This is a genomic window from Elizabethkingia miricola (assembly GCF_001675285.1).
Classification (GTDB): domain Bacteria; phylum Bacteroidota; class Bacteroidia; order Flavobacteriales; family Weeksellaceae; genus Elizabethkingia; species Elizabethkingia miricola.
This window is the reverse complement of record NZ_LSGQ01000001.1, coordinates 540,830-555,129: the sequence shown is the minus strand read 5'-3', so window position 1 is coordinate 555,129 and position 14,300 is coordinate 540,830. Positions and strand designations below refer to the sequence as shown.

Here is a 14,300-nt window from a genome sequence, read left to right as displayed (position 1 = left end):
TAGAATTTTAATCAATATTATTAATGTATAAGAGTGTTATTATATTTCCCTTTTTGGTGGTATTTTGTAAAAATACTTGCGCATGTCATCTGAAAAAATCATATTTGTATACCAACCAAATAAAATATTACATTATGAAAAAGTTACAAAAAGACGAACTTAAAAAGGTTAATGGAGGAATGGCTCCAAAATGCTGTATTGACTGGGACCCTATAAAAAGGAGATGTGAAATGTGGGATGGCGGCTGTCTAAATCCTTAATAAAAAACTGAAGGCAGGTATTTATATCTGCCTTTATTATTCAATTATACGCACAAAGAATATCTGAATACATTACTAGAGTCAGATATAAAATATCCAAAATAAAAAATAAGAGGTAGAGTATAGATTGTTCTTTATTTCTACATTTAGTGAAAAAATGTTCTACTGAATTAATTCTGACTGGTATATTGAAAATTACTTAATATCAACGCACTATCAACGTATTTCCCTTTTTAGTGTTATTTTGTAAAAATACTTGTGCATGTCGTTTGAAAAAATCATATTTGTATACCAACCAAACAAAATATTACATTATGAAAAAGTTAAAAAAAATAGAGTTAAGATCTATTAATGGAGGTCGTCAACAATGTGGAGGTGAGCTACCTCGTTGTCCTGGTGAGTCATGTTGTAATGGATCTTTCTGTATTCCTTTGGATTCCATTCCTAAGTATGGGTATTGTAAAGCAGAACCTGTATTTGATTAATACTTTATAATATTATAATTAAACTTATATTATTTATAATAGTAGGTTTAAAATATAATATGGCTTTGAGAAGTACCAAACTATTATACAAAAGAGTGTCTGATACACTCTTTTTTCTATATTTCGTGAAAAAATATTAGTATTGAAAAAATTTCCATTCTATAAGCAGCCTGATGCCAAGGACTGTGGTCCTACATGTTTGCGGATTGTAAGTAAATATTACGGAAAAAGCATACCATTACAACAGATACGTGGTCTTTCTGAAACCACACGTGAAGGAAGCAGTCTATTGGGACTAAGTGATGCTGCAGAAAATCTCGGATACCGCACACTGGGTGTACAGATTAATTTTGAGGATTTAGCGTCCGAAGTTCCGCTGCCTTGTGTTGTTCACTGGAACAAAAACCACTTTGTCGTGGTTTACAAAATTGAAAAAAAGAAAAACGATTATACAGTATATGTTTCTGATCCAAGTTATGGGCTAATTACTTATACACGGGAAGAGTTTATTAAATTCTGGATCGGAGAAAATGCAGATGAAAAAACAGAAGAAGGTATTGCTCTTATTCTGGAAACTACCCCTGCTTTTTATCAGACCGAGTGGGATGATAAAGAAAGTAAAGCCAGTTTTAAATTTCTTTCAAAATACTTATTGAAGTATAAAAATCTGATTTTGCAGCTGGCAGTCGGGCTTCTGGCCGGAAGTTTACTTTCACTTATTTTTCCTTTTCTTACACAGAGTATTGTCGATGTCGGAATTCAGAATCATGATATAAATTTTATTTATCTGGTTTTGTTAGCACAAATAATGCTTTTCGTTGGGAGAATGGGGATAGAAGTTATCCGCAGCTGGATCTTACTTCATCTTTCTACCCGGATTAATATTTCTATTATTTCCGATTTCTTTATCAAATTAATGAAACTGCCAATTAGTTTCTTTGATACAAGGATGACCGGAGATATCATGCAACGGATAAATGACCACCATCGTATTGAACAGTTGTTAACCAACTCTTCGCTCAATACTTTATTTTCATTGGTCAATCTTATTATATTTAGTATTGTACTATTATTTTATGATTACCGTTTATTTCTGATTTATCTTTTAGGAGCAGTTCTTTATATTGGATGGATTACTTTTTTCCTGAAAAAAAGAAAAGAGCTTGATTATAAAAGGTTTTCACAGATTTCGCAGGAGCAGAGTAAGGTGATAGAGCTTGTTAATGGGATGCAGGAAATAAAAATGCACAATGCTGAGAAACAAAAGCGTTGGGGATGGGAGTTTCTGCAAGTAAAATTATTCAAGCTTCGTATCAAATCACTTTCATTAGAGCAATGGCAATCTGTAGGAGGTAATTTTATCAATCAGATGAAAGATATTCTGGTTAGCTTTTTATCAGCAAAACTTGTATTAGATGGTAATTTGACTCTGGGGATGATGCTTTCCGTACAGTATATCATCGGACAGTTAAACGGCCCGTTGATGCAGCTTATTGATTTTATCCGCCAGACTCAGGATGCAAAAATATCATTAGAACGTTTGGGCGAAATTCATGACAAAGAAGATGAAGAGAATGCAGAAGAACAATATGCAAGTGAGATACCTCAAGAAGATATTGAAGTTAGAGATCTTTCTTTCCGTTATGTGGGTTCTGACGCTTATGTTTTTGAACATCTTAATCTGAGTATTCCTTATCAGAAGACAACTGCAATTGTTGGAGCCAGTGGAAGTGGAAAAACAACCTTGCTAAAATTGTTGATGAAGTTTTATGAACCACAGGAAGGTGAACTAAGAATAGGTAATACACCGCTAAAGAATGTTTCACCTCGTTTTTGGAGGGATCATTGTGGTGTTGTTATGCAGGAAGGTTATGTATTCAATGATACTATAGCCAATAATATTGCAGTCGGAGAAGATTATGTTGATAAGCAAAAACTTCGGAAAGCAGTAGATATTGCTAATATCAAAGAATTTATTGAAGGACTTCCGCTAAGCTATAATACCAAGATCGGAAATGAGGGTATTGGTGTTAGTGGTGGACAAAAACAACGTCTGTTTATTGCGCGTGCAGTTTATAAATCTCCGGAATATATCTTTTTTGATGAGGCTACCAGTGCATTGGATGCCAATAATGAAAAAGTTATTATGGAAAATCTGGAACAGTTCTTTAAAGGAAAAACGGCTATTGTTATTGCTCATAGATTATCGACTGTAAAGCATGCTGATAAAATTATTGTTCTGGATAAAGGAAAAGTAGTAGAGGAGGGGAGTCATACAGAATTGGTTGCACTGAAAGGAGAGTATTACAGATTAGTGAAAAACCAGTTAGAGCTCGGAAACTAAAAATTATTGATAAATAATTTTTCAACATATTGTGAAAAATCTTATATTAGAATTACTAATCAATAAAATATTTATTATGAAAAAACTAGAAAGAAAACAACTAAAAAAATTCTCCGGAAGCGGTCCTAAAGTATGTAACGATCATCTTGTTCCAGGAGATCAACTTCCAGAAGAAGGAGGGTACTATGATTGTCCATGTAATACCCAGGTATTTTGCAGAAATATGGGAGCTTGTATAGCAGTTTCAGCAAATGGTATTCCTGATTTTTGTGAGTTTTAATTAACCACTCCAGATTTATATTATGAAAAAGCTAGAAAAAAAATCTTAAATATTTAAAATCACCAAATTAAAACATTATGAAAAAATTAGTAAGAGACCAATTAAAGGTTATTACAGGAGGATTAGCTTGTAATCCCAGTGCTGGAGTAGATTGTCCTAGAAATTCTAAATGCTGTGCTTTAGGCTTTGATAATCCTTCAGGAATTTGCAGAGGATTGTCATATGAAGGAGCTTGTTGGGCACCTAACCCATAAAAATAAAATATAAACTAAATAAAACAACCAAATTAAAATATTATGAAAAAGATTGAAAGAAAGGGACTTAAAGAAATCGTAGGTGGTGGAGAGCCATTACCTGAAGGATGGGGAATTTGTATTGTGAATAATGAACATATTCTAACACCTTGCGATGAGTTCTGTCCGGATAAAAGGAAAACTCAGCCTATCTGTATGGCTCCCAATCCGGGAAATCCTTTTTAGTATCTATTAATGGATGTTAATAAAGAAAAAGAATAAGTAAAAGTATTCAATCTAAATAATTATGAATCCTTTTCAAGAAAGGATTCATAATTTTATTATATGGAAGTAAAGAGAGATATTTTAGACGAAATAGAATTGCGTTCCGAAGGTGTGCAGGACATTTTAACCCGTCCGCCACACTGGATGATCCGCTGGGGAAATACTATTATTTTTATCATTTTGTTGCTCATACTACTCATGAGTTACATCATTAAATACCCTGAATTTGTACCTTCTCAGGTTGTGATATCTACGCAGAATCCACCAGAGAAATTAGAATCAAGAATTAATAGTAAAATAGAAGCTCTTTTTGTAAAAGATCACCAGGTGGTTAGCAAAGGACAACAATTATTAATCCTACAGTCTACAGCCCGTTATCAGGATGTATTAAAACTCCGGAATATAGTTAATAATTTAGACAACAAGCAGCTGCAGAATTTTCCTTTAGATGAAACTTCCGGCTTTAAATTAGGGGAAGTTCAGGGAGATTATAATGCTTTTGCCAAAGCTTTAACAGATGAGCAGTTATATACACGTCTTCAGCCGTATGCTCCGGATAATGTAGCTGCAGAGCAGAGCCTCTCTGAATCCAGAAACAGGATTCAGGCGTTGCAGCAGCAGAAAAGACTGGAACAGGCTAAGTATGAATTGTCTAAAAAAGAATTTGAAAGATCACAACAATTATATAATCAGGGAGTAATTTCTGCATCGGAGCTGGACCAGGAAAGAATTAAGCTTCTACAAGCTGGTCAAAGTGTGGAAAATGTTAATATGTCAATTTCACAGCTACAGGAAGGTATTTCCGGAATACAGAAGACAAGAAGTGGAGTTTCTATTAATGCACAGAAAGATAAAGTTAATTATTCCTCTCAGACAATACAATTGTTTGAGCAGCTGAGAAAATCTCTTAACAGTTGGGAACAGAACTATTTATTTACTTCATCTGCAGACGGAACAGTTAGCTTTCAGCAATATTTGGGAGAGCATCAGTTTGTGAAAGCTGGAGAAGTATTGATTACAGTGATGCCTAAAGAAAGAGAAACCTTGATAGGCAGACTAACAATTCCTTCAACCAATTCCGGGAAAGTTAAGCCGGGACAAAAAGTTTTAATAAAATTAGATAATTACCAATTTCAGGAGTTTGGAATAGTAGAAGGTCGTGTGCGCAATATGTCTTCAGTACCGGACAAAGATGGTAATTACTATGTTGACGTAAGTCTTCCTAAGGGGCTTATAACTTCTTATAACAAAAAACTGTCTTTTGATAAAGAGTTAAAAGGTAATGCGGAGATCGTGACACAGGATCTCAGACTGATAGAACGTTTCTTCTATCAATTCAGAAAGTTATTAGGCTACCAGAGCTAAATAATACACAACACCAGAAAAACACCAAAAAATTATAAATTAAAAATCACAACAGTATTGATATGAATTTTGATCAGCTAATACACCAGTTAAAACTCGATAAAGAAGAATTTTATTTCCAGTTTAATTCACATCCCGATTATCCGTCGGCTCTAGCCTTGAGTGATACACTGGACTTTTTCAGAATAGAGAATGATGCTTACGAAATAGAAGAAGATATATGGGGAGAACTTCCGGATAAATATGTAGCTATAGTAAAGCAGGACGGACAGAGTAAATTTACACTGGTACAGCGCACAAAAGATGGTTATGATTTGTTCTCGGATAAAAAATACCATTATTCTGAAAAAGAATTTTTAGAAAATGTTGGGAACTTCGTTCTGATTATGAATGATCAGCATCAGGAGAAATCTGATAAAATAGAAAAAAAGAACATATTCTATATACTTATTGGACTGTTTCTGTTAATCAGCTTGCCATTTAATACATTATGGAGCAATGCTTTTAATGTTCTAAGTGTTATAGGTATTATGCTGTCTTATGAGCTCTTCTTTCAGGATCTGGGACAGACTTCGGCTATCATTAGTAATATTTGCGGAGGCGGGGCAGGCCAGGGACCTGATGTGCGCTCTTCCTGTGATAAAGTAATTGGATCCGGTACTTTTAGCTTATTTGGATTAAAGTTACAGGATTACAGTTTTATCTATTTTCTAAGCTTATTTTTCATTGGTATATTAATTCCGTTTTCCGGAACTGTTTTATTTGTATTCAGTACAATATCCTTACTTGTGGTTGTCTATTCTTTGTATATGCAGTCTGTAGTGCTTAAAGCTTTTTGTAAAGTGTGCCTTTTTATAGCGGCAATTCTTATAGGGCAGTTTGTATTAAGCCTTCTGAAATTAAATGGAGGGTACCATATTTATCCGTTCCTGATCTCATTGGTACTTATGGGAGGAATCTTTGGGCTCGTTTATTATCTTAAAAATTTAAATATGAAATATGATGAACTGAAGAAGAATCATATGAAGAATATAAGATTTAAAAGAAATTTCCAGTTGTTTAAACGAGAGTTGGAAGCTGAGGAACCTATTAGTTTTGAAAATCCTAAAGAATTATTTTTTGTGGGTAACCCTGGAGGTAAGCTTCATATGGCAATAATTTCGAATCCTTATTGTGGCTTTTGTAAAGGAGGACATGAAATTATTCAGAAATTATTGGCTAAATCAGAGGATATTTCGGTTCAGATAAGGTTTAATTATCGCGATTTCCGTGCTGACGAGAATTTTAAAAAGCTCTTGTCCAAACTATATGAAATCTATTTAAAAGATCAGAAAGAATTTTTAAATGCATTGCACTTCTGGTTTGAAAAAAGAGACCATGATGAATTCTTTAAGACTTATGGTGAGGCAGAGATTAATCAGCCTTTCCTTCATGCATTGGAAATCCAGACATTGGAGAACGATAAACATTCACTGAATTTCACGCCGATATTTATTGTTAATAAGTATAAATATCCGAGTGTATATGAGCGCGAAGATATTTATTATTTTATCGACGATTTAATGGAAGAACAATAGTTTCTATTTTGGATAATAGACATTAACGATTAACAACCAATTAAATAAATATTATTATGAAAAAGCTAACAAGAAAACAAACGAGTGCCATTGCCGGCGGGCGGGCTTGCGGAAATGACGATTTTTATTGTCCTGGTAATTCTTATTGCTGCTTAAGCAGTATGCGCTGTATGACTTCAAGTCAGACTTGTAAAGATTAAATCTGCTGAAAATATTCAATATTTTTAGATGGGAAAGGAGCCTTAAGGCTCCTTTTTTATTGATTGTTTTCAAAAAATGACTATAATCATTTATCAGAAATTATTCTGGTCATATAGCCAAAATAATTATTTATTTTTCTTAAATTCACAAAAATGGCTTTCAGAGCTTTTATAAATATTGACAAATTAAAATAATATGAAGAAAATTATTTTAGGTATTATAACAGTACTTGTTCTTCTGGTTATAATTGTATTGGTAAAGACTTATACTTATCCGTTTAAGAAAGTAAATGTAAATGCAAAATCAGCAATGAATATTCCGCAGAATGATTCAGCAATATATCGATTTTCTGGAGGATTGAAAATTCCGACTATTTCTACGGGAGAGTTAGGTGATTTTGACTATACCAGTTTTGACCAATTTAAAAAATATTTAAAAGAGACTTACCCTCTTATTTATCAGCATACAGAATACCAGGAAGTAAACGGTTACGGATTGGTTTTTAAGTTGAAGGGAAGTAATTCAGGTTTACAGCCTATTCTGTTTCTTTCCCATATGGATGTTGTGCCACCCGGTGATGCAGATGTTAAAAATAAAGAAGAAAATATTTTCAGACCTCAGGATAAGCCAGCAGCTTCTCCAAAAGAAGTAGCAGAGGACTGGGATTATGCACCTTTTTCGGGGGCTGTTGCAAACGGTCGTATTTATGGCAGAGGAGCATTGGATATGAAGGGGATGCTTTTCTCTTTAATGGAATCTTTAACCACACTTATTAAAGAAAAGCATGTACCACAACGGGATATTTATCTTGCATTCGGTTTTGATGAAGAAGTAGGCGGAAGAAAAGGTGCAGTGAAGATTGCCGAATACTTTAAATCGAAAGGATTGGAGTTTGATGCTGTTTATGATGAAGGCGGAATTATTGTAGAAAAAGGCAGTATATCCGGGATCAACTCTGATGTTGCATTAATAGGATGTGCAGAGAAAGGCTTTCTTTCAGCCAGAATAAAAGTAAAAGGATTGGGAGGACATTCTTCCATGCCGCCTATGGAAAGTGCAATTGGAAAAGCCGCTGTTATTATGCAGCGATTGGAAGATCATCAGATGAAACCAATGATTACTCCGCTGATACAGGAGTTTTTTGATAATGTTGGCGGAGCAATGCCTTTTACTAACCGTATGGCTATTGCAAACCGTTGGCTGCTGAATCCTGTTTTGCTTTCACAGCTTACTAAAAATAATTCTACAAATGCATTAGTGCGCACGACTACAGCTCTTACGATGATGAAAGGGAGTGATGGAACCAATGTGCTCTCTCCTGAAGTAGAATTTGTAGTGAATTTCAGATTACTTCCCGGAAATACTGTGAAAGACGTTAAAGATCATATCGCTAAGGCTACTAAAGGCTTTGATGTGGAAATAGAAGAAGTTGATAATACCAGAGAAGCTTCTGCAGTGTCTTCTACAAAAACAAAAGCTTATAAAGTAATAGAATCCGGAATTAAGGAATTGTATCCGGAAGCTTTAGTTTCCCCTTATCTTACTGTAGGTGGTACAGATGCTTATAAATATCAGATTGTAAGTAAGAATATTTACAGATTTATTCCATTTAAAATAAATCATGCCGAACAGCAAAGTATCCACAGTACAAATGAATATATCAGTATTGAAAACTATATGCGGATGATTCGTTATTTCGAATATGTGATGAAAAATTATGATAAATAACGTATAGTCCTCAATATAGAATATATTACTCTTAAAAAGAATCTTCCGAAGGAAGGTTCTTTTTTTTTAATAAATAAAACTAAATGTTATATTAGAGGTTTGAATTATACTCAAGTTTAAATATTAAAAATAATAAGATTGGAAGATAAAATTATTGATTTTTTTAGAAGAGGTTTGGCTTATATATTTGATATTTATTTTATTACAACATCTCAGATAATTATTTTTTCATTGTATAGATATATTTCTTCAGATCTTTTTCGATTAAGTTTGTTGTATATAATTCAAAATTTTAGATTTTTATTTTTAATTAATGCTTTGTTATATTTCTTTTTGTGTGAATATATTTTTTCAAAAACATTAGGAAAGAAAATTTTTAAACTAAAAATAGTATATAATAAAAATCGGCTTTTATCAGCTATTATTCGCACACTTATAAGATTATTTCCATTTGATTTGTTCTTTATTCTTATTCCTAAATATAAACCTTTACATGATATTCTGGCAAAAACTGAAGTTATTAAACGAGGTTGACAGAGTATTTATGAGAGTATTAATATTAAGTTATCTCCACAGGATATCTTCAAAAACTTTCTTCATGTCATTGCATTGGTCGGCATTGGTGAAAAATACATAACCGAATTCTTTTTCCGGGTTAATCATAAATGATGAGGTAAAGCCAAGGTTATTTCCGCCATGCCAGTAATTAATTGAATTTTTAATTTTGACCACAGCCAGCCCCAGTGTCCAGTTTTGTATTCCAAAGTAGCTTTTTATTGGGTCATTATCATCCAGACGGGATGCTGAGGTGAACATCTCTTTATAATCCTTTTTTTGCTTCATGAGTTTAATAAGGAATTGTGTATAATTTGATGTGTTGGCATAAAGGCCACCAGCGGGGTCAAATATTGCTCGATCTCTGATATCTTTTACTTGTTGTCTATTTTGGTATCCAGTTGCCTGATTGTATTCAGCTTCTTTTGTTATTACAAAATGAAAATTTTCCAAACCAAGTTTTTTGGCAACCTTTTGTTGGAAAACCTGATCGAGATTCTGAAGATTGGTATTGGTAATTTTAGCAATGACTTTGGCCAGGTATACAAACGCTTCACCGGAATACGAGAATTTTTCACCAGGATTGAATAGTAATGGGATTGGTGTGGTTTCACTCCAGTTAGGTAACCCTGTTGTATGGCTCAGAACCATTCTGGCTGTAATTTTTTTATAACGTTCGTCACTGATATTATCAGCCGGTAAATATTTATACAAAGGATCGTCTAAATTTAGTTTTCCCTCATGTACAAGCTTTAAAACAAAATAGCTGAAAATAGGTTTGGATAGAGAAGCGGCTTCAAAAAAGGTGTGATTGGTAACTTGTTTTTTCTGCTTAATGTCTGAAACTCCAAATCCTTTATTGTATACAATTTTACCATTATTAATGATTGCGACAGACATTCCAGGTACTTGCAGGGAATCCATAACCTTTTTAATTCTGTTTTCGAAATATGGTATGCTAAGATTTTTCTCAGTATAAGTTTTTATTTGGGCTGAATAAAATATGTGACTCAGCACAGTTAGAAATAATAGCTTTTTCATATTGGTACTTGGAATATCAAAATTATGAATAAAGCTAATATGCTTGTACACAATGTATAACAAAAGGAGATAAAAATTTATCTCCTTGTAAAAACTATTTTTGTGATAAAATTTATATAAGATTTATTAGTCTCTTACACATTTTGGTTTGCAGTCATCACTTGGATTTACATCAGGATCACAATAAGCTACACTTTCTTCCATATGCATATATTTAGGGCATTTTGGACCGATGCCTCCGCCACCAAGTTCTACGAAGCCAGGCTGGCCTCCCAAAACAGACTTAAGTTCATTTCTTGTGATCTTTTTTAGATTTTTCATATTGAATATTTATTTGGTTGAAAAGTAAATATACTAATTATTCACATGGTTGTGATAAAAAATTAATAAAATATTAGTAGAGAAATAAAAAGCCTTTACTTTCCGGGAATAATAGTCGTATTTTTGCAGAATGGAACTGGAAGAAAAGATTATTGAGATTCTAAAAGCAAAGAAGACTAATACTGGGGGGAACTGCGGGACCTATGCTGCTGCGATGTGTTATGATCTGGATATCCCTTTTCAGGAGGTAAAACCAATTTTGGAAAAGCTGGAGGGCGAAGATAAAATCTTTTACCGCATCGGAGTTGCCGGAAGACTTATTTTCTGGAAATAAATCAGCATTATTCTATAAAAAAATAAAGGAACTTTTTGAGTTCCTTTTATAATGCAATTCTATGCTGTAATAGGCGTATTTGAAGAAGAGTCTTCTTCCTGTAAGCGTGGTAATTCTTTTCTTTTTCTCCAGAAATAGAAAGCTACTATTGAAGTCGCAATAGGCAGACCAATTCCAAATTCATCTATATAATACATCGTTTTTCCATTATCTATTGTAAGTGGTGTAAGTATAGCTTGTATAAATAGATTATGACTGGCATGTAAAATAACACCAGTCCATAGGCTGCCAGATTTCATGCGGAACCAGGTGAAAATAAAGCAGCAGGCAAAGATCATAACCGTGAAACAGATTAATGCCAGCCATTTAGGACCACCTGTATTATAGTTGGAAAAAAGCAGAAGTGGATAATGGTAAAGAGACCAGATAACACCCATCCATAAAGAAGTAGAAGTATAGGAATTCATTTTTGCCAGTTGTGGGGTAAGGAATCCCCGCCAGCCAATTTCTTCACCCAGAGCAGAGCTCATAGACCGGATCATTCCAAAACTACCCATTAACAGAATGTATAAAAAGATTACAAGTCCGTCAGGTAAATTCCATCCCATTCCTTTAGCTGTTTCAGCTACAAACTCATGATTGTAAAAACCACCAACACCACTTATCCAAACCACCAGATAAGGTACGGCTGAATAGAGTAGTGGGATTGCAAAAGCCAATAACTGATATTTTGTGAGCCCCCATTTCCAGCCTAAAGATGCAATAGGAATTTTCCGGATACGACAGGTAAGCAGAGCAGCAATAGCAGGACACCACATTATAATCATAGCGTAAGATATAGCACCGCCACCAAGTTGTCCGGTCCGGATGCACATATAATAAACGGGAATACATAAGAGAAGTGTTAGTCCCAGATAAGTAGTAATATTCTTTCTGATCTCCGGCTTGGAGGTTAAAGTATTTTCCATAAATAGATTTGGTGTGATTAATTTTATTAAAATTACATTTATTTTATTGATTGACTTGTTTTTTATATTAATGTTTTTCTGTTACACATATATCTGTCAGGAATATTGAAAAAACTGTAATTTAGTCTGCAGAAACATTTCTGAATTATGTCCAAATTAAAAACTGCCAGAGAATTGAAAAACCTGACACAGGAAGAGTTGTCGGAGAAATCAAAAATATCTGTCAGAACCATTCAGCGTATTGAAGCCGGAACCGAACCTAAAGGCCATACATTAAGGGCTTTGGCTAGGGCATTAGATGTAGAAGAATATTCACTGCAAGACAAGATGATTGTTTCTGAAACAGAGATTTCTAAAGATGAAATAAGACTAAAAGAAGAGTTTACCGACGTAAACTACACCTCTGTAAAAATTATTAACTTGTCTTCTGTACTTTTTATTTTGTTGCCGCCTCTCAATATTTTAGTTCCTTTATTACTCATGTTTACAATGAAACAAAAAAACAATCTGGTGAAGCAGATTATTTCTGTTCAGATTATGTGGACAGTATTAGCACCTGTTATATTTATATTGGGAGTATTTCTAAAGTTGGGCCGTCAGTTTACATTAGTGTTGATGATTCTCATAGTGCTGTCTAATCTGTTTATTATTTTGCGTAATGCTGCAGAAATAGATAAGAATAAAAAATTATTCTATAAGCTGAATTTCAGCATGATGTAAATTCTGTCAGGGCTTTGTCGGGTTTTTGTCGGGTTTGTTTTCAGCGGAAATTTATCCCAAAATAGAATCTTTGTAAAAAAATAACAATGACAAAATATGCCCGTTTTTTCATTTCTGCCGGTATCGGAATTTTTAGTGTCCTTCATGCGCAGGCAGATCAGAAGAGTACATTGTATAAAGCTATTATGGCTAAAGACAGCCTGCTTTTTTCCGTAGGATTTAATACATGTAACTTAGAACAGACAGAACGTTTGCTAAAGGAGCCTTTTGAGTTTTATCATGATAAAACTGGCTTTGCGGATAAAAAGAAATTTTTAACAGATCTCAGAAATAATTTATGCAGTAAACCGGAAACATTTCGTGCAAGACGTGCTCTGGTTAATGGAAGTACAATTATTTATCCGCTGTATAAAGACGGGAGATTATATGGTGCTGTTCAGAATGGTGATCATTGGTTTTACGAAACAATAAACAAAGAGCCAGAAAGATTAGCGGGAGCAGCTAAATTCACACACTTGTGGCTTCTGGAAAATGGAGAGTGGAAGCTTTCCCGGTCATTAAGCTTTGATCATCAACCCAAAGAAAATATTAATGAGGGATCTGGCTTCGAAAACGATCAGAAGCTCGAATCATGGTTGAAAGAAAACAAAATTCCGGTTTTAGGATTAGGAATTATTGAGGAAGGGGTATTGAAACAAGTAAAAGTTTTTGGAGAAATAAAGAAAGGAATTTCTGCACCTTATAATACTTATTTCAATGTAGCTTCGCTCACAAAGCCTGTAACAGCAATGGTGGCGTTACGTCTCATCAGTCTTGGAAAGTGGAAGCTGGATGAGCCTCTTTATCAGTATTGGACAGATCCGGATATTGCAAATGATCCGAGAAGCAAGATGCTTACCACAAGAATTGTTCTTTCACACCAGACAGGATTCCCGAATTGGAGGTGGAATAATAAAGATAAAAAACTAAATTTTGAATTCACCCCCGGAACTAAATACCAATATTCCGGGGAGGGTATGGAATACCTGAGGAAAGCTCTTGAACATAAATTTGGAAAACCTTTGCCGGTACTGGCTAATGAACTTATTTTTCAGCCTTTGGGAATGAAGGATACAGATTATATTTGGAATAAGAGTTTTGATGAATCAAGGTTTGCTATTGGATATGATAAAGAAGTTAAACCTTACCCGATTGAAAAGAGTACAACTGCCAATGCTGCAGATGACCTGATCACGACGGTAGAAGATTATGGGAACTTTTTAGTGAATGTATTAAAAGGAGGCAATTTAAAACCGGATGTCTATCAGGAAATGATAAAAAAGCAGGTGGAAACAGGGACGGACAAATATTTTGGGTTAGGCTTTGAAATATATGATTTGGGAAATGGCGAATTTGCTCTGTCACATGGCGGATCCGATAACGGGGCACGGTGCCTTGTTTTTGTATTGCCAAAAACAAAGAACGGAATTCTGATATTTACTAACGCTGATGAAGGCTATAAAGTTTACGAAAAATTGATTCTCCAATATTTGGGGAAACAAGGAAGAAGAATTGTAGATATTGAAATGAAGAAATAATGTTATTTTTATCTATAGAAATTACA

The 14,300-nt window shown here is 34.1% G+C and carries 16 protein-coding genes; 13 read left to right on the top strand and 3 right to left on the bottom strand.

Features of this window, described 5'->3' with window-relative positions:
* The first annotated feature begins 134 nt into the window (after positions 1-134).
* From ATE49_RS20480 to ATE49_RS02405, 10 genes are all read left to right on the top strand, one after another.
* Positions 135-260, top strand: a complete 126-nt coding sequence (locus ATE49_RS20480; RefSeq protein WP_255025533.1) for a hypothetical protein — start codon at positions 135-137, stop codon at positions 258-260.
* Positions 261-611: 351 nt separating this feature from the next.
* Positions 612-755 (top strand): hypothetical protein, encoded by a 144-nt coding sequence (locus ATE49_RS20100; protein ID WP_155759288.1) that lies wholly within the window; start codon positions 612-614, stop codon positions 753-755.
* Positions 756-887: 132 nt separating this feature from the next.
* Entirely contained in the window at positions 888-3,089 is a 2,202-nt protein-coding gene (locus tag ATE49_RS02435) for a peptidase domain-containing ABC transporter (RefSeq protein WP_065080937.1), read from the top strand.
* Between the two features lie 76 nt (positions 3,090-3,165).
* Positions 3,166-3,369, top strand: coding sequence for a hypothetical protein (locus ATE49_RS02430; protein WP_185154905.1), 204 nt, complete (start codon positions 3,166-3,168; stop codon positions 3,367-3,369).
* Positions 3,370-3,446: 77 nt separating this feature from the next.
* Complete coding sequence (locus ATE49_RS20095; protein WP_155759287.1) at positions 3,447-3,623, top strand: hypothetical protein; 177 nt, start codon at positions 3,447-3,449, stop codon at positions 3,621-3,623.
* Between the two features lie 42 nt (positions 3,624-3,665).
* Positions 3,666-3,848, top strand: coding sequence for a hypothetical protein (locus tag ATE49_RS02425; protein ID WP_065080935.1), 183 nt, complete (start codon positions 3,666-3,668; stop codon positions 3,846-3,848).
* 99 nt (positions 3,849-3,947) lie between these two features.
* Positions 3,948-5,252 carry an HlyD family secretion protein gene (locus ATE49_RS02420; RefSeq protein WP_065080934.1) on the top strand — a complete coding sequence of 435 codons (1,305 nt, stop codon included), beginning with the start codon at positions 3,948-3,950 and terminating at the stop codon, positions 5,250-5,252.
* A 62-nt stretch (positions 5,253-5,314) separates the two neighbouring features.
* Entirely contained in the window at positions 5,315-6,829 is a 1,515-nt protein-coding gene (locus tag ATE49_RS02415; RefSeq protein ID WP_065080933.1) for a vitamin K epoxide reductase family protein, read from the top strand.
* A gap of 396 nt (positions 6,830-7,225) precedes the next feature.
* Positions 7,226-8,758, top strand: a complete 1,533-nt coding sequence (locus ATE49_RS02410; RefSeq protein WP_065080932.1) for a M20/M25/M40 family metallo-hydrolase — start codon at positions 7,226-7,228, stop codon at positions 8,756-8,758.
* Between the two features lie 138 nt (positions 8,759-8,896).
* Complete coding sequence (locus tag ATE49_RS02405; protein WP_065080931.1) at positions 8,897-9,292, top strand: RDD family protein; 396 nt, start codon at positions 8,897-8,899, stop codon at positions 9,290-9,292.
* Between the two features lie 30 nt (positions 9,293-9,322).
* Here the strand turns inward: ATE49_RS02405 and ATE49_RS02400 are convergent, their stop codons facing one another.
* Entirely contained in the window at positions 9,323-10,354 is a 1,032-nt protein-coding gene (locus tag ATE49_RS02400) for a serine hydrolase domain-containing protein (protein ID WP_065080930.1), read from the bottom strand.
* Positions 10,355-10,480: 126 nt separating this feature from the next.
* Positions 10,481-10,675 (bottom strand): bacteriocin-like protein, encoded by a 195-nt coding sequence (locus tag ATE49_RS02395; protein WP_065080929.1) that lies wholly within the window; start codon positions 10,673-10,675, stop codon positions 10,481-10,483.
* Positions 10,676-10,805: 130 nt separating this feature from the next.
* Between ATE49_RS02395 and ATE49_RS02390 the strand changes: the two genes are divergently transcribed.
* Complete coding sequence (locus tag ATE49_RS02390) at positions 10,806-11,009, top strand: hypothetical protein (RefSeq protein ID WP_065080928.1); 204 nt, start codon at positions 10,806-10,808, stop codon at positions 11,007-11,009.
* 59 nt (positions 11,010-11,068) lie between these two features.
* Here the strand turns inward: ATE49_RS02390 and ATE49_RS02385 are convergent, their stop codons facing one another.
* Positions 11,069-11,977: a type II CAAX endopeptidase family protein gene (locus ATE49_RS02385; RefSeq protein WP_065080927.1), complete on the bottom strand. Its 909-nt coding sequence runs from the start codon at positions 11,975-11,977 to the stop codon at positions 11,069-11,071.
* Between the two features lie 147 nt (positions 11,978-12,124).
* Here ATE49_RS02385 and ATE49_RS02380 point away from each other — a divergent pair, with 147 nt between their 5' ends.
* Both ATE49_RS02380 and ATE49_RS02375 read left to right on the top strand, forming a co-directional pair.
* Positions 12,125-12,697 (top strand): helix-turn-helix domain-containing protein, encoded by a 573-nt coding sequence (locus ATE49_RS02380; RefSeq protein ID WP_065080926.1) that lies wholly within the window; start codon positions 12,125-12,127, stop codon positions 12,695-12,697.
* Between the two features lie 86 nt (positions 12,698-12,783).
* Positions 12,784-14,274, top strand: coding sequence for a serine hydrolase (locus ATE49_RS02375; protein WP_065080925.1), 1,491 nt, complete (start codon positions 12,784-12,786; stop codon positions 14,272-14,274).
* Positions 14,275-14,300 lie beyond the last annotated feature (26 nt).